Source organism: Devosia sp. Root436 (assembly GCF_001426345.1).
Taxonomy (GTDB): Bacteria; Pseudomonadota; Alphaproteobacteria; order Rhizobiales; family Devosiaceae; genus Devosia.
This window is the reverse complement of the sequence record NZ_LMEM01000010.1, coordinates 47,947-69,742: the sequence shown is the minus strand read 5'-3', so window position 1 is coordinate 69,742 and position 21,796 is coordinate 47,947. Positions and strand designations below refer to the sequence as shown.

The window sequence follows — 21,796 nt, the reverse complement described above, 5'->3', positions numbered from 1 at the left end:
GCCGATCCACCCTCTCCCGATGGAGAGAGGAACAGGTCAGTTAAACACCCGGCGGCATCTGAACTGGCCGAATTCCACCCAGCCCGTCGCCAGCACGTCGCCCCGGAAACTCACCCAGCACTCGTCCAGCGATACCGGCGAACCCGCCCCGGTCAGCAGGATGGCATTGCCATGGCGCACCGCGGTCGCCTGTTGCTGGTCGAGCCGGATTTCCGGCAGGCCGGCAAAGCCGGCAGCGACAGGTTTCAGCAGCGCGTCGCGTTCATCCTGCGACAGGCCTTCGAGCTGGTCGATGGTGACGGCATCCATGTCGTGGAACGGCCCCACGGCGGCGCGGTGCAGCATGCTCACATGCCCGTGCGTGCCCAGCGCCTCGGCAATGTCGCGCGCCAGCGCGCGCACATAGGTCCCCTTGCCGCAGGTGACTTCGAGCATGGATTGCTCGTTGCCATGCTCGATCAGCGCGATGGCATCGACGTCGATCTCGCGCGGCTGCAATGCCACCGTCTCGCCCGCCCGAGCCAAATCATAGGCGCGCTCGCCATCCACCTTGAGCGCCGAATAGATCGGCGGGCGCTGCATTATGGTGCCGGTAAAGGCCGGCAGCACGGCTTCCAGCGCCGTCCGCTCCGGCCGGACATCGGAGGTGGCGACGACCGTGCCTTCGGCGTCGTCGGTGGTGGTGGCGCTGCCCCATCTTATGGCGAAGCGATAAATCTTGGTGCCGTCCTGCACCTGGGGCACCGCCTTGGTCGCCTCGCCCAGCGCGATCGGCAATATCCCTGTCGCCAGCGGATCGAGCGTGCCGGCATGGCCGGCCTTGGCGGCGCTGAACAGCCAGCGCACCTTGCCCACGGACTGCGTCGAGGTCATGTCATATGGCTTGTCGAGCACCACCCAGCCGGAAATGGTGCGCTTGATGCGTTTGGGCTTGTCGTTCACTCGGTCTCGCCGTCGTCGTCGAGGTCTTGTCTCACCTTGTCCGAGCGCAGCAGCGCATCGATGCGGCCGGCTTCCTCGAACGTGTCATCGACATAGAAGCGGATTTCGGGCGCGTATTTCATGTTGATCTGCGGCGCCACGCGGCCGCGCACGAACTTGCGGTGCCGGTTGAGCGCCGCGACGATTTCCTCGGCATGCAGGCCCCCCAGCGGCATGACATAGGCATTGGCGATCTTGAGGTCGGGCGTCATGCGCACTTCGGGCACGGTGATCACCGAACCGCGCAGCGCGTCATCCTCGATTTCGCCCCGGGCGAACATGGCGGCCAGCGCGTGGCGCACCAGTTCGCCGACGCGCAGCATGCGCTGGCTGGGGCCGACAGGTTTGTTGTCTTTGCTCATTGCGGGGAGATATGCCCTCGCCGCGCCGCCGTCAATCGGCCAGGGTCAGCGTGGTTCCCGCCTGCAGCGCGCGGGCCCGCGCTTCGATCGCTTCCGGTGCCGCCGGCCAATCCTCGGCCCTGGCCGGATCGAAGGCGGCGCCGCGCCATTGCTGGTGGACGATGGCAAGGCCGGCCTCGGACCGGCGCAGGTTGATCGCCATGATCTCGCCGTGGCGCGTATCGGCCACCTGCGCGCCGCAAACCAGCAGCAGCGGCGCCAGCACGTCGTCCGGGTCGTCGCCCAATTGGATGAAGGCCACCAGCCCCGGCACGCAGGCGCGGCCGAAGCCATCGACAATAGCGTCGCGGTAGCTGGCGGGCACGGCTTCGGCATCGCGCACCACATGGGCGCCATAGCGCTCGGTGGCCAGCGCATAGACGGCGCCATTGCTGTAAAGTTCGAGATCGGCCTCGACATCGCCGGAGCGGAACACCGCTTCAAAGGATGACAGCATGGCGTCGCCCGCCATGTCGGCCCCCACCCAGTCCGGCGGCGGCAGTTCGAGGCGCTGGCCCAAAGTGGTCAGCACCAGCCCGCCATCCGCCGCCGCCAGCGGCGGCTCGCTGCGGATTTGCGCCACGGCCGGCAGGGTCAATAGTGCGAACAGCATCGGCAGGCCGGCAAGGCTGAGGATGTTGCGGGGCAATGGCATGGCGGGCTCCACCCGAAACCTGGACTTGGGTCGCGGCACCTTCCCCCGACGGATGCCCGACGCCGCAGAACTATGCGGCGCGCCGTGATCAGGCAAGGGGCCGCCCGGCGCCGGGTCTACTACTTCGGGCATATGGGTATTTGCTGCAACACTCCCGCCCCGCGACGGCGTGGTCAGCCCTGGTCGCGCCGCTTGCTCCGGCCGCCATGCACGCCCTCCGGCAGCACGCGATGCGGTGGCTGGTGGCCATCCATGAAGGCGCGGATGTTGACGATCACCGTCTCGCCCATCTCGATACGGGCTTCCAGCGTCGCCGAGGCCATATGGGCGGTCAGCACCACCTTGTTGGCTTCGGCCAGCGCCCGCAGACGCGGATCGATGCCGCGCTTGTTCTCGAATACATCGAGCGCTGCGCCCGACAGATGCCCGCTCTCGATGGCCTGCACCAGCGCCGCCTCGTCCACCAGTTCGGGCCTCGAGACATTGACCACGAAGCTGCCCGGCTTCATGCGGGCGATGCGCTCGGCCGACAGGATATGGAAGGTTTCGCGCGTATGCGGGGTGTGGAGCGAGACGATGTCCACCGCCTCGACCATGGCGTCCAGATCGTGCCAGTAGGTGGCTTCGAGCGGGGTCTCGAGCCCCGGCGGCCGGCGGTTGCGCGAGAAATAGTGGATGTTGAGCCCGAAGGCCTTGGCCCGCTGCGCTACGGCGGTTCCGATGCGGCCCATGCCGACAATGCCCAAAGCCTTGCCGCGCAGCCGGTGCCCCAGCATCGAAGTGGGCGACCAGCCGGCCCACACCCCGTCGCGCACCAGCATCTGCGTGCCTTCCACCAGCCGCCGCGGCAATGCCAGCATCAGCACCATGGCCATGTCGGCCGTATCCTCGGTGAGGACGGAGGGCGTATTGGTCACGGTCACCCCGGCCGCCCAGGCGGCCTCGATGTCGATATTGTCGACCCCATTGCCGAACTGGGCGATCAGCCGCACGCTACGGGGCAGGCGGGCGATAAGGCGGGCATCGATGCGGTCGGTGATCGAGGAGACCAGGACATCCTTGCCCTCGAGCCCGGAAATGATGTCGTCGCCATCAAGGTTCACGTCGCCTTCGTTGACATGGGTCTCGAACAGCGTCGCCATGCGCGCCTCGATGGTCTCGGGCAGGCGCCGGGTCACGAGAATGTGCGGTTTATGGCTGGTCATATATTCCCGGATCGGGGGTGGGCGGCATGTGGAAAACCCCACCCTTTAGCGCCCATTAAGGATCATTGGCTAGTGATAGGGCAATTCCATTTTTTCTGCAAAGTCATGTTTGACGAGACCATCAGCGGCGCCTTTGGCCGCATCTTCGAGGCCCTTTGCCGCCGCCTGACCTGGGCGGCGCTGGTGCTGGCGCTGCTGGCGCCGCCGGCTTTGGCGCAGGCCGGCAATCCCAGCGGGCTGCCTTTGCCGCGCTTTGCCACGACCCGCTCCGAGCCGATCAATGTGCGGGTCGGTCCCGGCCAGAAATACGATATCGCCTGGACCTATCTCAAATCCGGCATACCGATCGAAATCGTCCAGGAATTCGATACCTGGCGCAAGGTTCGCGATGTCGATGGCGACGAGGGCTGGATCCACCAGAACCTGCTGGCCGGCACGCGCGCCGGCTATGTGACGCCGCTGGTCGCCAATGGCGAAATCCCCCTGCGCGCCAGCCAGTCCGACGATGCCGGCATCCGCGCCCGGCTGGGGGCCGGGCTCAAGGTGACCATATCGGAATGCGACGGCACCTGGTGCCAGGTCAGTGCCACCGGCCAGGGCAGTTCGGCCTATTCGGGCTACCTGCACCAGGAAGAGCTTTGGGGCGTCTACCCCGACGAAGTGTTCGACTAGGTTCGCAACCCCCCGAAAATGCTGGCAGACTGTTAGCATCGACACGCCAATGCGTGACTCTTCGGCTAAAGCTCGGCCAGTGCATTGGCGGTCTGGCGCGCCAGGCGAACCGCATTGTCCTGCTTGGGGCAGGTGGCGCAGTAGCGGTCGGGATCGATGCGATAATCGAGGCAGCACCCCTTGCGCCTGACGATGAGCAGGCGGTGGCCCCCGGCCTCGACCGGCTCCAGGTCGCCCTGCCCGGTCAACCCCAATGCGTCCAGCCATTGGGCCGAATAGGCCGTGATCGCTTGCGGTGGCAGGTCGCGGCGGCGTTGACCCAGCCAGACCATCAGGCTCAGCATGCGGTCGGCGAAGAGGCGCCGCGCCGGCAGGGGCTTGAGCCGGACCAGCCCATTGACCTCGTCCAGCATCGTCGCCGCCATGGGCTTGAGCTGCGCGGCCGCCTTGTCGATCAGCAGCTCGGCGGGGCCCGCCGCCTGCGCGCCCGGCACCAGCCGGTAGCCATCGACATAGATGCCGCGCCGCTGCTGGCTGAGGCCGTCGAGATCGGGCATGGCGCCATGGATATGGGCGGCAATGACGGCCAGATAGGCCGGCTGCCAGAGCAGGTTGGTCCAGAGCCGTACCGCGTAAAAGGCCGGGCCGGCCGCGGGATAGGTGGTGGCAAGCGCTGCATGCAGCTCGGCCAGCATGGCCGCATTGTCGCCGCCGGGGCGATACCAGCCCGGCCGCGCCGCGCCGGGCTCGCCCTTCATGAAGCCGGTGACCTGCGCCGCCGTCGCGATCAGCCGCGTCGTCGCGGCATCGCCGGTATCCTGGGCAAAGAGAAATGAGCGGGCCATGGCGGGGTTCTAGCGCGCCGCCGCGCCAGTGGAAAGGCCGCCGGATCGCTCCGGCGGCCTTGGCCCGTCAGGCCTTGAGGATCTTGAAGCGATAGAGCAGGCCGCCCAGAACGCCGCCGGCCAGTGGCGCGACGATGAACAGCCAGAGCTGCGCCAGGGCCTCGCCGCCAACCAGGATGGCCGGGCCGAAGCTGCGGGCAGGATTGACCGAAACGCCGGTGACCTGGATGCCGACGAGATGGATGGCCACCAATGTCAGGCCGATGGCGAGGCCGGCGAAATGCGGCGCGGCGCGCTCGCCGGTCGAGCCCAGGATCACCATGACGAATATGGCGGTGAACACCACCTCGAAGATCAGCGCGGCGAGCATGGAATATTCGCCGAGATAGCCCGGCCCCCAACCATTCTGTCCCAGGCTGGCATTGCTGCCGACGATGGCCCAGAGGATCAGCGCGCCGGCCAGGGCGCCGGCAAACTGGGCGACCCAGTGCTGGACCATGCTCATCAGGTCCATGCGCCCGTCGATATAGAGCGCCAGGCTGACCGCCGGGTTGATGTGGCAGCCCGAGATCGGGCCGATGGCATAGGCCATGGCGACAATGGCGAGGCCGAAGGCAAAGGCGATGCCGACCTGTCCGATGGCGTCGCCGCCCAGCACGGCTGCGCCGCAGCCGATCAGCACCAGCACCGCCGTACCGATGAATTCCGCAATTAGTTTGTTCATGACGCTTGGTCTCTCCAGAAAGACTTCCCATGCCGGCGCCGAATCACGCCCGACATGCAAGCCTTCCTGCGACATCCCGCCGCAGACAAGCGGCGAGAGTCCTGTCAGCACAGGATTTTCAGGCGGCGGCGCGGGCCGCGGCGATGGTGCGGCGCACCGCATCGACATCGGTCAGGGTGATCTCGTATTCGCGCTCGATGGCGGTGCCGCCCATGCCGACATGCGGATTGCGGAACACCATGCCGCTCTTGATGGTATGGAGCGCCGCGAAGTGCATCTCGTCCACGCCCGTCGCCTGCCGCACCGTGGCGATATTGCCGGCATCGAGCGCGCCGCAGGCCATGATGACGATGCGGCCATCGGCAATGGCAGCCGTGTCCTTGAGGATGTCGATGCCTTCAATGGCGGTATCGCGCTGGCCGCTGGTCAGCACCCGATCAACGCCGCAGCGCACCAAAGCCTCGATCGCCTCGCGGTAATCCGCCGTCATGTCGAAGGCGCGGTGGCAGGTGACCTTGAGCGGCCGCGCCGCCTCGACCAGCGCCGCGGTGCGGGCCTCGTCGATCCGGCCGTCCGGCGTCAGGCACCCGATGACCACGCCGGCCACGCCGAGCGCCTTCATCGCCTTGACGTCATCGATCATGGTGGCGAATTCGAGCTCGGAATAGAGGAAGTCGCCGCCGCGCGGGCGGATGATGACGTGGAAGGGAATGGTGGCGACGCGCATGGCCTCGCGCACCACGCCCAGGCTCGGCGTCAACCCGCCTTCGAGCAGGCTGGCGCAGAGCTCCACCCGGTCCGCCCCCGCCGTCTGCGCCGCCACCAGGCCATCGATGCCCTCGACGCAAATCTCGATCTTGAACGGGTGCTTGCTCATGAGTGGTCTCCAATTGGTACGGCATTGGTAGTGTGCAGGGCGGGCTGGGGCAAGGGGCAACTCCCATCGATGGCCACCCCATAGTGCCGTGTCGAGTGCGCAGGGCGTGCGTGTTCTCCTTCTCCCCTTGAGGGAGAAGGTGCCCGAAGGGCGGATGAGGGGTACTGAGCTATCCTCCAGCACTGAAGCATGGGAACGCGCAGCACCCCTCACCCGGTTCTTCCGCTGAACGCGGAAGAACCACCCTCTCCCTCAAGGGGAGAGGGGAAGCAGAAGCCGAAGTCTTGGCGACCCTTCGTCACCTTCCCAACCGGCCTCCGCAATAACCCGCACGCCTCCGGTCATCCCTCGTGAGCCGCCCCGGCGCATGCTGGGACTTGGAGGATTTGCCATGCGCACACTTGCTGGCTGGGTCCGCGACAGCAGCGGCACGTCGGCCGTTGAATTCGCCATATTGATGCCGGTCTTCCTGCTGCTGCTCACCGGCATGCTGGCCTATGGCATCTATTTCAGCGCCGCCCATTCGCTGCAGCAGCTGGCGGCCGATGCCGCCCGCACCGCCATTGCCGGGCTCGACGAGGCCGAACGCAATGCGCTGGTGGGGGATTTCCTCGCGGACAATGCCGATAGCTATGCCCTGATCGACGCCCACAGGCTCAGCGTCACCATCGGCGACAAGCCCGGCGATCCCGATCACTACCGGGTCGTGCTCTCCTACGATGCCGGCAACCTGCCGATCTGGAACCTCTATCTGCCTTTGCCGCTGCCCAGCCAGCAGATTGCCTATAGTTCCACCATCCGCCGGGGCGGCATATGAGCCTGTGGCAGCGTTTCCGGGCCGATACGCGCGCCAATATGGCGGTGCTCTTTGCCATGGGCTTTGCCGTGTCCGCCATGGTTTCGGCCGTCGCGGTGGATGCCGCCTCGCTCTATCACGAGCGCCGCATGATCCAGAACGGCGTGGATCTGGCGGCGCTGGCGGCGGTCAGCGACCCCAATGCGGCGACGGCGCTGGCGCGGGATGCGCTGGTCGAGGCCGGGCTGCTGCCGGCGGGATCGAGCGAGGGTCTCGCCGTTACTGCCGGCCACTACAATCCCGATCCCGCCATTGCGCCCGCCGATCGCTTCACGCCGGGCCTCGCGCCATTCAATGCCGTGGCGGTGCGTTTCGGGCGGCCAGGGGCACTGCATTTTGCCCGCGGCTGGGCCGAGCCGCCGACGCTGGGCGCCACCGCCATCGCCTCGGTCACCCCCCAGGTTTCGTTTTCGCTGGGCTCGCGCCTCGCCAGCCTCGATGGCGGCATCGCCAATGCCGTGCTCAACGCCCTGCTCGGCACCAGCGTCGCCCTGACGGTGCTCGACTATCAGAGCCTGCTGGGCGCCCGGGTCGACGCTTTCGCCTTTCTCGATGCGCTGGCGGCCCGGCTCGGCGTCACCGCCGGCAGCTATGACGACCTGCTGGCGCTCGAGGCCGATCATGGCGCCCTGGCGGGGGCCCTGGCCGGCCTGCTCACCGGCGTCGAGCGCACCGCCATGCTCAAGCTCGCCGGCTCGGCCGGCCAAAATGGCGCCGTGCCGCTGGGCAAGCTGTTCGATCTCGGCGCCTTCGGCGCCCTGACCATAGGCTCGGGCACCGGGCAGGGGGTGTTCACCGCCATTTCGGCGCTGGACCTGCTGGCGGCCAGCGCCGCGCTCGGCGATGGCAACCGCCAGGTATCGCTGGCGCTGACCGCCGGCATACCCGGCCTTGCCGGGATCACCGCGAGCCTTGCGGTGGGCGAACCGCCCCAGGGCGGCGCCTGGTTCGCCATTGGCGGCATGGGCACAGTGGTCCGCACCAGCCAGCTCCGCCTGCGCCTTGTCGCCGAAATGGCGGGCAGCGGCGCGCTGGCCGGCGCGCCGATCCGGCTGCCCCTCTATCTCGAATTGGCCGAGGCCGAAGCCATGGTCGGGGCCGCGACCTGCCCATCGGGGGCGGACGCATCGGGCAGCGCCACCATCCTCACACGGCCCGGCATTTTGCGCCTGACGATCGGCGAGGTCGATGCCGCCAGTTTCGGCGATTTCAACACCACGCCCACTGTCGGCCTGGCGCCGCTGGTCGAGGTGAAGCTGCTCGGCATCACCGTGTTGCGGGTGCTGGCATCCTCACTGGTCGAAGCCGCCCAGACGACGCCGATCCCGCTCGGCTTTTCCGCAAGCGATATCGCCGCCGGCGCCGTCAAGACCGCCACGACCGCGACCATGGTGAGTTCGCTCGCCGGCTCGCTGCTGAACAATCTGGTGCTCAACGTCCCCATACTGGGCCTGGGGCTGAACCTCACCAGCCTTACCAGCCTGCTCAAGACCATCCTCATGCCGCTGACCCCGACGCTCGACCTCACGCTGGCGCGGCTGCTCGAAGCTGTTGGGCTGTCGCTGGGCGAGGCGGATGTCACCGTCTACGGCGTCCGCTGCTCCCATCCGGTGCTGGTGGGCTAGCGGGTCGGCACCGATACCGATTTGAGCTGGCTGCCGACGCGGTCGCCTGCCCGGACCAGCGTCCGGGTCGCCGGCTGCGCCAGCATGGGCACGGCCAGGCTCACCTGGCTCGTCGCGGTGGCCACGGCCACGCCATCATTGGTGCAGACCAGATGCAGCAGGCGCGGCCCCTCGGGGTCGAACATGGCGAGTTCAGTGACGACGACGAGTTTGCCGAAGGGTCGCAGCGCCTTGCGCCCCGTGGCCGAAATGAAGCTGAAATCCGGGCTTGTGGGCAGCAGCGACGAATGACCCGCGCCGACCAGCCAGCCTTCGCCGCACAGCGCGACCAGATGCTGCCAGAATGCCTCGGTGGGTCGCCCGTCCCGATGCAGGTCCCCCGGCATGGGCCGCAGGGTGATGACGGTGGTGTCGCTGGCCGGCAGCCAGGGGCTGAAGGCCCCCAGCAGGCGCAGCCGCAAGCGTCGCATATATCCGATCATGGTCCGGTCCCCCTTGGCCAATCAGGCCTGGGGCCGGACCATAGGGGCGCATGGCCGGCGGCGGGATACCATGAAAGGGGTATGCGGTGGCCGGTCCGGCTGACTATAGTTCGCCAGACGACGCTCTGGGGGATGCGGGGGATGACGGACGCACGGCGCGCGACTGAACCGTTGCGGATCGTTCTGGTCGAGGATGACGAGCCGATCCGCCGCCGGCTCGCTGCCATCATCACCGGCTGGCCCGGTGCTACGCTGGTCGCCGATTGCGCCACGCTGGCCGAGGCGGTGGCGGCGATAGAGGCGCAGAGCTTCGACCTGCTGGTGACCGACCTCAAGCTGCCCGACGGCAATGGCATCGAGGCGATCCGGTTGGTCGGCAAGCTGCGCCCGCAGGCCGAATCCATGGTGATTTCGGTGCTGACCGACGAGCGCTCGGTGCTCGAAGCCATCGAGGCAGGCGCCGCCGGCTACCTGCTCAAGGATGCCGATTCGCTCGATCTCATCGACGCCATCACCGATCTGATGGCCGGGCGCTCGCCCATTTCCTCGCGCATCGCCCGCGTACTGGTGCGGCGGCTGTCCGAGCGCGGCGAAACGGCCGCGCCGGTCGAGGACAGGCCCAGCCTGACGCCGCGCGAAATGGACATCCTGTGGGGCGTCGCCAAGGGCTTCACCTATGGCGAACTGGCCGAGCGGCTGGGCATGTCGCGCCAGACCGTGCCGGTGCATATCCGCAATATCTACCGCAAATTGCAGGCTTCCAACCGCAGCGAGGCGGTGTTCGAGGCGGCGCGGCTGGGGCTGATCCGCCTATGAGGCCAACCGGACTGGCATGGCCGCCAGCTCTCCTGCTGCTGCTGACACTGGGGCTGGCCTCCATGCCGGCCTGGCTGCACCTGCCTTTGCCGGCGGGCGGGCTGATGCTCGACCGGGCCGCCCTGGTGGTGGACGATGGCCCGGTGGAGGCAGTGACCCTGCCCGATACGGTGCGCACGCCCGCGCCGGGGCGCTCGGTCGTCCGCTATGAGCTGGCCTTCGCGCTCCCTGCGGCTCCCGATCGCCCGCAGACGCTCTATGTCCCGGCAGTGCGGCATCAGCTTTCCGTCACGGTGAATGGCCGGGCGGTGCAGATGCCGCCCGATTCGCCCTGGCTGCAGCCGTCCCTGGGCGCTACGGCCCTGTTGCGCGTGCCGCCCGATTTCCTGCATGCCGGCCAGAACCACATGGTGCTGACCCTGCTGCGCAACGACGCCTCCATCCCGTTTTATCTGAGCCCGGTCTATCTCGAATCCGGCGCCGGGCTGGGCCGCTCGCCCTGGCTGACGCTGGCCATGGCCGGGCAGGGGCGCATCGCCGCCTTCGTGCTGCATCTGGTGGTGCTGCTGGGCCTGTTGACGCTGTGGAGCGCGCGGCGCCACGATCCGCTGTTCCGCTGGCTGGCGCTGATCGGCAGCACGACCCTGCTGGCCAGTGTGCTCGACCTCGCCCATGTGCTGGATGGGCTCGATGCCCTGGCCCCCGCCCAGCATGTCCTGATGTGCGCCTTCGGCCTCATGGCGCTCGGCGTGGCGCTGGCGGTGGCCGAAAAGCCGGTGCCGGGCTGGCTGGTGCCGGCCATCTGCGTGCTGCCGCTGCTGCTGCTCGGCCTGGGCCTGCTGCTGGCGCCCCGGCCGCTGCTGGTCACCGGCATCAGTGCCATGATCGCCATTGGCGGCCATGTGGTGGCGAGCGTGCTGCTGGCGGCCAATTTCATCCGCACCCGGCGGTGGGACCAGGGCCTGCTCGCCGTGCCCTTCTTCCTGGTCGCCTGGATCGGCCTGGGCGACCTGCTGGTGGTGACCGGCCTGCGCGAGGCGCCGTTCCTGCTGACCAATTACGTGCGCCCGCTGACCCTGCTGACCATCGTCGTGGTGCTGATGCGGCGGCTGGCCAACAGCCTCAACAGCCTCGATCTGGCCAATGATGTACTGCGCCACAAGCTCGACGAGCAGGAGCGGCAATTGTCGGCCCTGCATGACCGCGAACGCCGCCGCGCCGCCGAGGCGGTGCGCGAGGATGAGCGGCAACGGCTGACGCGCGATCTCCATGACGGGCTGAGCGGGCACCTGGTTTCCATCATCGCCCTCAGCGAGCGCGGCGCCGATGCGCCCACCATCGAGCGCTCCGCCCGCGCGGCGCTCGATGACCTGCGGCTGGTGATCAATTCGCTCGATATCGGCGAAGAGGATCTGCCGCTGGCCCTGGCCGGTTTCCGCGAGCGGCTGGAGCCGCAATTGCGCCGGCTCGGCGTGGGCCTCGACTGGTCGATGGAAAAACTGCCCGGCATCGGCGGCGTGACGCCGGGCAATGCGCTGTCGGTGCTGCGCATCATGCAGGAGGCGGTGACCAATGCGCTCAAGCATGGTCCGGCAAGCCATATCCGCATCGAGGGGGGCGCGGGCAGCGACGGTGCGGCGGTGATCGCCGTGGTCAATGACGGCGCTGCCGACGAGCCCGCCCGCCCCGGCCACGGCCTCGGCAACATGCACCGCCGCGCCCGCTCCATCGGGGGCTATGCCAGTTTCGAACGGCTGGAAGGCGGCGCCCTGCTGCGCCTGACCCTGCCGCAAAGGCTGTTGGACGCTTGACCGCCGGCCGTCATCCTCGGGCCTGACCCGAGGACACTTCACTTAATGGGCGCTCCGCAAAGGGCAGAGCCCTCGGGTCAAGCCCGAGGGTGACGATCGCTGATGAGGTTGCATCCCGCTTCTCCCTCTTGACGCATCGTTTTAGTGTGCTACAAGACTATCACACTACATAGGCACCACACATGGATGACTTTCATACCAGCCAGCCGATCTTCGTGCAGATCCGGCAGCGGCTTGCCGAGATGATCCTGCGCGGATCGGTCGGGGAGGGCGAAGCATTGCCCTCGGTCCGCCAGATCGCCGCAGACCTGTCGGTCAATCCGCTGACGGTCACCCGGGCTTTCGAGGCTCTGGTCGATGTCGGCGTGGTCGAAAAACGCAGAGGGCTAGGGATGTTCGTAAAAACGGGAGCGCGGGCCGAGTTGCTCGCCCATGAACGCGACAAGTTTCTGAAAGAGGACTGGCCGCGCATCGCCGCCCAGATCAAGGCGCTCGACCTCGATCTGCAGACCCTGCTGTCCGGTTCCACTGTCACCAAAGGTGCGGAAAAATGACTGACCTTTCCACCGCTTCCCTCGATATCGAACCCATCGTTTCCGCCCGCGGCCTGCGCAAGAGCTTCGGCCGCAAGGAAATCCTGCATGGCCTCGATTTCGACATTCCTCCCGGCCGCATCTATGGGCTGATCGGCCATAACGGCGCCGGCAAGACCACGACGCTCAACGCCATGCTGGGCCTGACCAATTGCGAGGGCACTATCCGCGTGCTGGGTGAGGACCCCTTCGCCAGGCGCGCCAAGCTGATGGAGAATGTCGCCTTCATCTCCGACGTGGCCAGCCTGCCGCGTTTCCTCAGGGTTCGCGAACTCTTCGCGCTATTGGGCAACATCCATCCCAATTTCAGCCACGCCAAGGCGCAGAGCTTCCTCGAAGGCACCGATATCCGCCCCGAGATGAAGATCAAGCACCTGTCCAAGGGCATGATCGCCCAGTTGCACCTGGCGGTGGTGATGGCGATCGACGCCAAGCTGCTGGTGCTGGACGAGCCGACGCTCGGCCTCGACATCACCTATCGCAAGCGCTTCTACCGGCGGCTGCTCGAAGACTACATGACCGAGGAACGGACCCTGCTCATCACCACCCACCAGGTGGACGAGATCGAGTTCATGCTCTCCGACATCATGTTCATCCGCGATGGCGAACTGATCCTGCATATGCAGATGGAGACGGTGAACGACAAGTTCACCCAGCTGGTGGTCAACGATCCCGACAGCCAGGCCGCCGCCCGCGCCTACAATCCGGTCTATGAAGAAACCCGTTTCGGGCAGACCGTGATGATCTTCGACGGCGTCGACCGCAGCCTGCTCGAACCGCTGGGCAAGCTCTCGACCCCGACCCTGTCCGACCTGTTCGTCGCCCTGATGCAGCGGCCGACCGCCAATCCGGAGACCGCCCAATGAAGGCTTTCACCGCTCTCGTCCATCGCGAGCTGATCGAGCATCGTGGGGCGTTCCTGCTCGGGCCGCTATTGCTGGTGGCGGTGCTGTTCGGCGCCACCATCCTGGCCTTCACGGTCGGGCGGGTCGATGCGCGCTTCTCGGGCGCCATGCTCACCGTCGCGCCTTTGCGCATCTATGAAATGGGCTTTCTTGGCTTCGGCGTCGGCTGGTCCTTCTACCTGATGGCCACCTTGTTCTTCTACGCCGCCGACGGCTTCGCCGCCGACAAGCGCAACAATGCCATGCTGTTCTGGAAGTCCATGCCGGTCGGCGATTTCAGGATGCTGCTCTCCAAGCTGACGGCGGCGCTCACCATCCTGCCGGGCACGGTCTATGCCGTGGCCCTGCTGAGCGGGCTGCTGCTCTATGGCGTCGCCTATGTCACCATGCTGATCAACGGCACCGGCACGGTCGCCGCCCTGGGCGGCATCGCCATGGTCTATCTCCATGTCGCGCTGGCCATCCTGGTCAGCTTCGCAGTCGGGCTCATCTGGTATCTGCCCTATCTGGCGCTGGTCGGAGGCCTGGCCACCGCCATCGGCCGCTGGGCGATCCCCGTATCGCTAGTGCTGCCGGCTATCGTCGCCACGCTGGAATGGGTGACTTTGGGAGGCCTGCATCCCTTCACCACCCGCACCTGGGATTATCTCAGCTATCGCTCCAGCTTCCCGCTGGTCGAGGACGGCTATATCGATGCCTGGTTCGCCGGCACCGCGCCGTTCAACGGCCTGCTCTATGCCACCGACCTGCTGAGCCGGGTCGACTGGACCCAGGTCGGCATCGGCGTGGTCTTCGCGCTGGTCGTGATGTATCTGGGGAGTGAGTATCGCCGGCGGAGCAACGATAACTGATTGCCGCGACCACCGGACCCACCCTCCCCTTTGCGGGGAGGCGCATATGGTGAGTTTCCACTGAAGGCGGGCTCCCTCTCCCCTGAGGGGAGAGGGTGGGGTGAGGGGTTCAGTGCTGGTGAATGGCATGGTGCCTGACGTAGCGCTGAACCCCTCACCCGACCCTTCGGGTCCACCTCTCCCCTCAGGGGAGAGGTGACTTGCGCTTCCCTCCCCACAAGGGGGAGGGCCTGGCCCTCTCCCCCAACACTGGACATCCTGGCTCTCGCCCGGTCATATCCGCTCATGACCGAAGCCGTCCGATTCCCCGACGTGATGCTGCTGGCGGCCGGCCTCGGCACGCGGCTGCGGCCGGTCACCGAGACGCTGCCCAAGCCGCTGGTGCCGGTAGCGGGAATTCCCCTCATCGAGCGCATCATGGCCAATGCGCGCGCCGAGGGGGCGAAACGCTTTGTCGCCAATGCCCATTATCGCGCCGACCAGCTGCTTGCCCATTTCGGCGGCCTGCTCAAGGTCAGCCGCGAGGACGACCTGCTCGGCACCGGAGGCGGCGTGAAGCGGGCTTTGCCCATGCTGGCTTCCGACCCGATCCTGGTGATGAATACCGATGCCTTCTGGCCATCGGGCAGCGACGCGCCACTGGCGCGGATGCTCGCCCGCTATGCCGGCCCGCACGATATCGTGCTGCTCTGCGTGCATCCGCGCAACGCCACCGGGTTTGCCCGCAGCCACGATTTCTGCCTGTCGCCGCGGGGCGACGTCACCCGCGACTATGGCGCGCCGGTGATCTATGCCGGGGTGGCCCTGCTCGGCAAAGCCCTGTTCGACGATACGCCCGACGGCGCCTTCCCGCTGACCGACCTGTTCGAGGCGGCGCTGGAGCGCGAGACGCTGTTCGGCGTGGTGCTCGATGCGCCCTGGTTCCATGTCGGCGATGCGGCTGCGCTGGCCGAAACCGAACGGCTGCTGGCGCCATGACGCTCTATACCATCGCCCCGCATGCCCGATTTCTCGCCACCCTCGCCGACAAGGTGATGGATGGCACCTTGCTGGCCGGCTGGGATCGCAGCCAGCCCCTCTGGCTCAGCGACGTTACCATCGTCGTGCCCACCCGCCGCGCCCGGCTGGCCCTGGCCGACGCCTTTGCCGGCCACCGGGACAATCGGGGCCTGCTGCCCGATATCCGCACCTTCGGCGGCGAAGTGGAGGACGAGGAGCCGTTCCTGCCGCCCTTCGACGTCACCCCGCCCCTGCCGCCCGCCAGCCCGCTCGAACGCCGGCTGGTGCTGTCGCGGCTGGTCGCGGCCTGGGCCGATACGCCGGAGGGCCGCCGGGCGTTTTCCAGCCCGCCCACCGCCGCCGAAATCCTTTCCATGTCCGAATCGCTCGGCCTGCTGATCGATGACCTGCTGACCGAGGAACGCAGTGCCGCCGATATCCGCGCCATCGTGCCCGAGCTGGCGGGCGATCTCGGTGCCTATTGGCAGCAGACGCTGGCTTTCCTCGATATCGCGCTGACCTACTGGCCCGAGCGCCTGCGCGACAAGGGGCAGGAGGACGGCGCCCGCCTGCGCGGCCAGCGGCTCGACCGGCAGGCACAGGCCGCGCCCCTGCTCTGGGGCGATCGGCCGGTTATCGCCGCCGGTTCGACCGGCTCCATCCCCGCCACTGCCCGACTGCTCAAGGCCATCAACGCCCTGCCGCGCGGCGCCGTGGTGCTGCCGGGGCTCGACACGACCATCGATGCCGCCGACCAGGCCGACCTGCTGGATGGCGAGCACAACCCGCAAGGCCATCCGCAATACCAATTGGCACGGTTGCTGGCCGAGCTTGGCAGCCCGGCAAGTGCCGTCGTGGAACTGGCCGACTTTCCTGGTCCGCGCACCACACTGGTCAACCGCGCCATGGCCCTGGCCAAGGACACCACGCGCTGGCCGGCGCAGAAGGCCCATGCCATGCCCATCGAGGACGGCTTGGCCACGACAGGGGTCTCGATAATCGCCGCCCGCAACGAGGACGAGGAGGCCCGCGCGGTGGCGCTCGCGGCCCGCGAGGCCCTGGAAAACCGGCAGAGCGTGGGCATCGTCACGCCCGACCGCAACCTGGCGCGGCGCATTGCTGCCGAACTCAGGCGCTTCGACATCGAAGTCGATGACGCTGCCGGCGCGCCGCTGTTCCAGTCCGCTTCCGGCCGGTTGCTGCGCCAGATCGTGTGCTTCGCCGATAGCGGCAGCGCCGTGGATCTTGTCGCCCTGCTGCGCAATCGGGCGGCCATGTTCGGCCAGCCGCGCCCCGACGTCTCCCGGCTGGCCGACAGTATCGAGCTGGGCCTGCTGCGCGGCCAGCGGGCTGCGCCGGGGCTGGCGGGCCTGCGCCTTCTGCTCGAGGCCAATATTGCCAAGGTCACCAAATACCCGGCCAAGCGCCTTCACGAACGTCACCGCCAGCCCATCGAGGCGCTGTTCGACCGGATCGAGGCGGCTTTGGCGCCCCTGCTCGCGCTCATGGCCAGGCCGCGCATTACCGCCAGCGAATTTGCCGAGGCGCTGTTCCGCAGCTTCGAGCTGACTGCCGATGGCGCCGACAGCCCCGGCCGTGACGAGCTGACCGCCTGGGCCGCGCAGATGGCGGCGCAGACCGATGCCGGCCACCCCTTCGAGCCACGCGGGCTCGATCGCGTATTGCAGGCCCTGATGGTGGGCTTCCAGGTGCGAACCCGCGAGACCCGGCGGCAGGACATCATGATCTGGGGCCAGCTCGAAGCCCGCCTGCAAAATCCCGATCTGCTGATCATGGCTGCCCTCAACGAGGACAAATGGCCCGAAACGGCCGATCCGGGCCCCTGGCTCAGCCGCGGCATGCGGCTGGCCGCCAGGCTCGAACCGCCTGAGCGGCGGCAGGGACAGGCCGCGCACGATTTCGTCCAGGGCATGGGCAACGAGCGCGTCATCATCGCCTATGCCCAGCGGGTCGGCACCAGCCCGTCGCTGCCCTCGCGGCTGCTGCAGCGCCTGGAAGCCTTTGCCGGCGCCGGGCTGGCGGGCGACTGGCGGCAACGCGGCGCGCGATGGCTGGATCTGGCCGGTCGCCTCGACGCCGTTGCCGGCGTGGCCAGCGCCCCGCGGCCGGCGCCCAATCCGCCGCCCGATGTCCGGCCGCGCAAGCTTTCGGTGACCGAGATCGAGACGCTGATGCGCTCACCCTACGATATCTATGCCAAGCATGTATTGCGGCTGCGGCCCATCGATGCCCTGGGTGCCTCCGCCGACGCCCGTGACCGCGGCAATGCCGTGCACGACATCTTCTCCGATTTCGTATTGGCAGGCCACGCCGTCACCGATCCGGGCGCCCTCGATATCCTCAAGGCGATCGCCCTGGAGAAATTCGCCGGCTTCGAGGCTATTGCCGAGCGCCGTGACATCTGGGTCCGGCGCTTCACCGCCGCGGCGCAGCAATTCCTGGCCTTCGAGCGCGAGCGCAACGATCGGGTAAAGCGCCGCCACGCCGAAATCGACGGCCGCTGGGACCTGCCCACCGGCTTCGCGCTGACCGGCCGGGCCGACCGGGTCGACGAATTGCATGATGGCAGGCTCGAAATCATCGACTTCAAGACCGGCTCGGTGCCCCAGCCCGGCGTCATGCGGGCCTTCGAAGCGCCGCAGATGCTGCTCGAAGTGGCCATGGCCAAGCATGGCGGCATGGCCCCGGTGCCCCCGCTCGATACCGCGGCCTTGCGCTACATCAAGATCGGCCTGGGGCCCGATGCCTTCATCGACAAGGGGTTCGGGCTGGAGGATGGCTATACCATCATGGGCGCGGCCGACGAAATCGTCCGGCGCATGCAGCGCCATGTCGAGCTGTTCCTGTTCCGGCAGACGCCGATGCCGCCACGGCTCCTGCCGGTCAAGCAGCAGCGCTTCCCCGGCGCCTACGATCACCTGATGCGCATGGCGGAGTGGACCGCCGTCGACGAGGATGACGAGGATATCATCCAATGGTGGTGACCAATCGCGGCAACATGGCCGTGCCGCCCGAAACGCGCCGGAACCAGGCACTGGCCTCGCACCCGCATTGGTCCATCTGGGTCGAGGCCAATGCCGGCTCGGGCAAGACCTATGTGCTGACGCGCCGCGTGCTGCGCCTGCTGTTGAGCGGGGTCCGGCCCCAGGCCATCCTGTGCCTCACCTATACCAAGGCCGCCGCCGCCGAAATGCGCAGCCGCGTCGCCACCCGCCTCGCCGAATGGGCGACCATGGAAGAGGCCGCGCTGGTCAAGGAACTGCGGGAGATCGAAGGCAAGGACTTCGTGCCCGGCATGGTCGAGCGCGCCCGCACCCTGTTCGCCCGGGCGCTCGAAACGCCGGGCGGGCTGAAGATTCTCACCATCCACGCCTTTTGCGAAAGCGTGCTGCATCGCTTCCCGCTCGAGGCCCGCGTGCCCTTCGATTTTTCGGTGATCGAAGACGCCGAGCGCAAGCAGATGGTGCTGGCGGCCCGCGAGGCCGTATTGGCCGATGGCTTGCGCGGCATCGGGCCGGCCGATGCCGTGGAAACCCTCTTCGCGCTGCTGAGCGATTTCCAGATTGCCCAGGCCATCGAGCTGGCGCTGATGGATGGCCGCAAGCTGCGCGCCGTTCTCGCCGACCTGCCGGCGGCCAAGGCCAGGTTGCGCGAGATCGCCGACGTGTCCTTCCCGCGCGCCACGGTTTCCATCGAAGCCGAAATCGTCGATGGCCGGCTGCTCGATGGCAATGATTGCCGCCGGCTGCTGGCCATTGCCAATGATGCACTGCTCAAGAAGATGCGGGGTGTCGATCCCGATCACCCGCGCCCAGCCGACTGGAAGGGGATTTTCCTGACCGGTGACGACGAACTGCCGAAGAACTTTCCCGCCAAGGCCGTGTGGACGGCCGATCCGGCGCTGGCCCAGGCCGTGGCGGACGAGGCGGAGCGCCTCGTTACCCTGCTCGCCGAATTGCGCAGCGCCCAGCTGATCGAGCGCAGCGAGGCCCTGCTCGATGTCGTCGCCGCCATCGCCCTACGCTACGAGGCCCGCAAGCGCGCCCGCTCGCTGCTCGATTTTGACGATCTGGTGGAGCGGCTGGGCAATCTGTTCGGCGACAGCGCCCTTGGCCCCTGGGTCCAGTACAAGCTCGATACGGCCATCGACCATGTGCTGGTCGATGAGAGCCAGGACACCAATCCCGAACAATGGCGGGTGGTGCGCTCGATCGCCGAGGAATTCTTCACCGGGGCGGCGGGCGCCAACCGCCGCCGCTCGCTGTTTGCCGTGGGCGACCAGAAACAGTCGATCTATTCGTTCCAGGGGGCCGAGCCGACCCTGTTTGCCGAGACCGGCAGCGACTTCGCCGTCCGCGCCAGGCAGCATGCGCTGCCCTTCGAAAAGCTGCCTTTGCATACCAGCTTCCGCACCCTGCCCGAAATCCTCAGGGCGGTCGACCTGGTCAGCGACCAGCCCGACATCCAGGCGGCCCTGCTCTCGGACGACAAGGTGCATCACGATACCGCGCGCCAGTCCACCGGCGGGCTGGTGACGCTCTGGCCGCCGATCCAGCAGCTTGCCGGCGCCAGCGATGGCGCCGATTGGCCGGTCGAACCGCAGGGCGGCGAGCGCACGGCGCCCCGCCAGGTGGCCGAACGCATTGCCGGCGAAATCGCCGGATGGATCGCCGCCAAGCGGCCGCTGGCCAATCGGGGCGTGGCGGTCAAGCCGCAGGATATCCTGATCCTGGTGCAGTCGCGCGGCGCCCTGTTCCAGGAAATCATCCGCGCGCTGCGCAAGCGCAACCTGCCCACGCCCGGCGCCGACCGGCTCGAGGTCAGCACCCATATCGCCGTGCTCGACCTGCTGGCGCTATGCGATGTGCTGCTCAATCCGGGCGACGACCTGCAACTGGCGGCGCTGCTGCGTTCGCCCCTCTTCGATGTCGATGAGGACGATCTCTACGCCCTGGCCCAGCAGCGCGAGCTGGATACGTCGCTGTGGCGTGCCTTGAAAACCACTACCCGGCCCAATTGCCGGCGCGCCTATGAGCGGCTGGCCTCATGGCGGGGCGAGCTCGATTTCGAGCGGCCCTTCGAATTTCTCACCGCGGTCCTCTATGCCGGGGACGGCCTGCGCCGCTTTCACGCGCGCCTGGGCGACGAGGTGGACGAGGTCTTTGCCGAACTGCTCGATCTGGCGCTCAAGCACGAGCAGGGCGCCCAGCCCTCGCTGCAGGGTTTTGTCGCCGAGCTGCGGCAGACCGAAATTTCGATCAAGCGCGACCTCGATGAGACCGGCGGCGGCGTTCGGGTCATGACCGTGCATGGCGCCAAGGGGCTGGAAGCGCCGGTCGTCATCCTCGCCGACGCCGCCAGCAAGCCACAGGGCAGCCAGGTCAACCGCCCCGTCTATGTGCTGGACAAGGCGCCCGGACCGCTGCTCATGCACGCCTCGGGCGGCCGCCAGCACGTCGCCGGCAGCAAGGCGGCGCGCGACGCGATCGAGGCCGGTCTGCTCAAGGAATACTGGCGCAAGCTCTATGTCGCCATGACGCGGGCCGAAGACGAACTCTATGTCACCGGTGCGCTGACGCCCAAGGGCAAGACCGACGGCACCTGGTATCAGGTGATCGAAGCGGCCTTGCGCCCGCATGCCGAGAGCCAGGTCGATGACCAGACCCGCGAACTCGCGCTGATCTATCCGCGCGAGCGCGTGGCGCCCCAGCCTGTCACCAGCATCCCCCCTCCGGCCCAGCCCGCGCGTGCGCCTCTCCGTCTCGACCCGGTGCCGCCGCCCGCCACCATGCCGCTGCTGTCGCCATCGCTGGCCGGCAGTCGTGTCGCCCCCGTCCTCGCGCTCGACAGCCTCGCCGAGCAGGCCCGCGATGCCGATGCGGCGCGCCGGGAGGGCATTGCGCTCCATGCTTTGCTGCAGCATCTGGGGCGGCTCGATCCCGGCCTCTGGGCTCAAGTCGTGCCGAGGGCCTTGACGGCCCTGCTGCCCGATGCGCCGGCCAGCCATGCCGCGCTTGGCGCCAAGGCCATGTCCATTCTTTCCCGCCCCGAGCTCGGCTCCGTCTTCGGACCCGGCAGCCGCGCCGAAGTGCCGTTTCTCGTTGCGGCAAGACGCGATGGCGAGGACATCCGCCTCACCGGGCGCATCGACCGGCTCGTCATTGACGACTCGGGTGTAACGGTGGTGGACTACAAGTCCGACGCATCGGTGCCCGGGGGGCCGGGCGATGTGCCGGGGAACTATCTTACCCAGCTCGGATTATATGCGTTAGTTGCAGGTCAGCTTTTCCCCGGACGAGAGGTGCGCGCGGCAATCCTGTGGACACGACTGGAATCATTGATGTTTCTGCCACCAGACATGCTGGCGGCAGGCGCACGGGGCTTCACCATGCGGTGAGTGTGCTTGTGCCGGTGCTGGACTCTACCCAGCTTTAGGCGCACAGAGACCGCCGCTTTAACCCAGAAGGCAATAAACCC

19 protein-coding genes are annotated in these 21,796 nt (G+C 67.6%); 11 read left to right on the top strand and 8 right to left on the bottom strand.

Annotated elements, in window-relative coordinates:
* Positions 1 to 36: 36 nt before the first annotated feature.
* From truB to ASD04_RS09145, 4 genes are all read right to left on the bottom strand, one after another.
* Positions 37 to 942, bottom strand: a complete 906-nt coding sequence (truB, locus tag ASD04_RS09160) for a tRNA pseudouridine(55) synthase TruB (protein WP_056255634.1) — start codon at positions 940 to 942, stop codon at positions 37 to 39.
* Positions 939 to 1,343: a 30S ribosome-binding factor RbfA gene (gene rbfA, locus ASD04_RS09155; RefSeq protein WP_056255632.1), complete on the bottom strand. Its 405-nt coding sequence runs from the start codon at positions 1,341 to 1,343 to the stop codon at positions 939 to 941. Before rbfA ends, truB begins: the two co-directional genes overlap by 4 nt.
* 31 nt (positions 1,344 to 1,374) lie before the next feature.
* Complete coding sequence (locus tag ASD04_RS09150) at positions 1,375 to 2,037, bottom strand: hypothetical protein (protein WP_056255631.1); 663 nt, start codon at positions 2,035 to 2,037, stop codon at positions 1,375 to 1,377.
* Between the two features lie 173 nt (positions 2,038 to 2,210).
* Entirely contained in the window at positions 2,211 to 3,242 is a 1,032-nt protein-coding gene (locus tag ASD04_RS09145) for a D-glycerate dehydrogenase (RefSeq protein WP_056255629.1), read from the bottom strand.
* A 105-nt stretch (positions 3,243 to 3,347) separates the two neighbouring features.
* Here ASD04_RS09145 and ASD04_RS09140 point away from each other — a divergent pair, with 105 nt between their 5' ends.
* Positions 3,348 to 3,914, top strand: coding sequence for an SH3 domain-containing protein (locus ASD04_RS09140; RefSeq protein ID WP_056255627.1), 567 nt, complete (start codon positions 3,348 to 3,350; stop codon positions 3,912 to 3,914).
* 65 nt (positions 3,915 to 3,979) lie between these two features.
* Here the strand turns inward: ASD04_RS09140 and ASD04_RS09135 are convergent, their stop codons facing one another.
* From ASD04_RS09135 to ASD04_RS09125, 3 genes are all read right to left on the bottom strand, one after another.
* On the bottom strand, positions 3,980 to 4,759 hold the full coding sequence (locus ASD04_RS09135; RefSeq protein ID WP_056255625.1) for a siderophore ferric iron reductase: 780 nt from the start codon (positions 4,757 to 4,759) through the stop codon (positions 3,980 to 3,982).
* Positions 4,760 to 4,826: 67 nt separating this feature from the next.
* A complete protein-coding gene (locus ASD04_RS09130) occupies positions 4,827 to 5,483 on the bottom strand; it encodes an aquaporin (protein ID WP_056255623.1) in 657 nt (218 codons plus the stop codon).
* A 118-nt stretch (positions 5,484 to 5,601) separates the two neighbouring features.
* Positions 5,602 to 6,360: a copper homeostasis protein CutC gene (locus tag ASD04_RS09125; RefSeq protein ID WP_056255622.1), complete on the bottom strand. Its 759-nt coding sequence runs from the start codon at positions 6,358 to 6,360 to the stop codon at positions 5,602 to 5,604.
* 391 nt (positions 6,361 to 6,751) lie between these two features.
* Here ASD04_RS09125 and ASD04_RS09120 point away from each other — a divergent pair, with 391 nt between their 5' ends.
* Positions 6,752 to 7,177 carry a TadE/TadG family type IV pilus assembly protein gene (locus ASD04_RS09120; protein WP_056255620.1) on the top strand — a complete coding sequence of 142 codons (426 nt, stop codon included), beginning with the start codon at positions 6,752 to 6,754 and terminating at the stop codon, positions 7,175 to 7,177.
* Complete coding sequence (locus ASD04_RS09115) at positions 7,174 to 8,841, top strand: TadG family pilus assembly protein (RefSeq protein ID WP_056255618.1); 1,668 nt, start codon at positions 7,174 to 7,176, stop codon at positions 8,839 to 8,841. Before ASD04_RS09120 ends, ASD04_RS09115 begins: the two co-directional genes overlap by 4 nt.
* On the opposite strand, the gene ASD04_RS09110 is transcribed toward ASD04_RS09115, so the two are convergent.
* Complete coding sequence (locus ASD04_RS09110) at positions 8,838 to 9,323, bottom strand: hypothetical protein (protein WP_056255617.1); 486 nt, start codon at positions 9,321 to 9,323, stop codon at positions 8,838 to 8,840. The two genes, ASD04_RS09115 and ASD04_RS09110, sit on opposite strands and share 4 nt — an antisense overlap.
* Positions 9,324 to 9,464: 141 nt before the next feature.
* Here ASD04_RS09110 and ASD04_RS09105 point away from each other — a divergent pair, with 141 nt between their 5' ends.
* From ASD04_RS09105 to addA, 8 genes are all read left to right on the top strand, one after another.
* The gene (locus ASD04_RS09105) at positions 9,465 to 10,139 is read left to right on the top strand and encodes a response regulator transcription factor (protein WP_056255615.1); all 675 of its coding nucleotides are present in this window, start codon (positions 9,465 to 9,467) and stop codon (positions 10,137 to 10,139) included.
* Positions 10,136 to 11,950: a histidine kinase gene (locus tag ASD04_RS09100; RefSeq protein ID WP_056255613.1), complete on the top strand. Its 1,815-nt coding sequence runs from the start codon at positions 10,136 to 10,138 to the stop codon at positions 11,948 to 11,950. Before ASD04_RS09105 ends, ASD04_RS09100 begins: the two co-directional genes overlap by 4 nt.
* Before the next feature lie 182 nt (positions 11,951 to 12,132).
* Positions 12,133 to 12,504, top strand: coding sequence for a GntR family transcriptional regulator (locus ASD04_RS09095; protein WP_056255611.1), 372 nt, complete (start codon positions 12,133 to 12,135; stop codon positions 12,502 to 12,504).
* Complete coding sequence (locus ASD04_RS09090) at positions 12,501 to 13,409, top strand: ABC transporter ATP-binding protein (protein ID WP_056255609.1); 909 nt, start codon at positions 12,501 to 12,503, stop codon at positions 13,407 to 13,409. The genes ASD04_RS09095 and ASD04_RS09090 overlap by 4 nt, the downstream gene beginning before the upstream one ends.
* Complete coding sequence (locus tag ASD04_RS09085; protein WP_056255608.1) at positions 13,406 to 14,299, top strand: hypothetical protein; 894 nt, start codon at positions 13,406 to 13,408, stop codon at positions 14,297 to 14,299. Before ASD04_RS09090 ends, ASD04_RS09085 begins: the two co-directional genes overlap by 4 nt.
* 285 nt (positions 14,300 to 14,584) lie before the next feature.
* Positions 14,585 to 15,277 (top strand): nucleotidyltransferase family protein, encoded by a 693-nt coding sequence (locus tag ASD04_RS09080; RefSeq protein WP_056255606.1) that lies wholly within the window; start codon positions 14,585 to 14,587, stop codon positions 15,275 to 15,277.
* A complete protein-coding gene (gene addB, locus ASD04_RS09075) occupies positions 15,274 to 18,303 on the top strand; it encodes a double-strand break repair protein AddB (RefSeq protein WP_056255604.1) in 3,030 nt (1,009 codons plus the stop codon). The genes ASD04_RS09080 and addB overlap by 4 nt, the downstream gene beginning before the upstream one ends.
* Positions 18,294 to 21,716 carry a double-strand break repair helicase AddA gene (gene addA, locus ASD04_RS09070; RefSeq protein ID WP_056255603.1) on the top strand — a complete coding sequence of 1,141 codons (3,423 nt, stop codon included), beginning with the start codon at positions 18,294 to 18,296 and terminating at the stop codon, positions 21,714 to 21,716. The genes addB and addA overlap by 10 nt, the downstream gene beginning before the upstream one ends.
* Positions 21,717 to 21,796 lie beyond the last annotated feature (80 nt).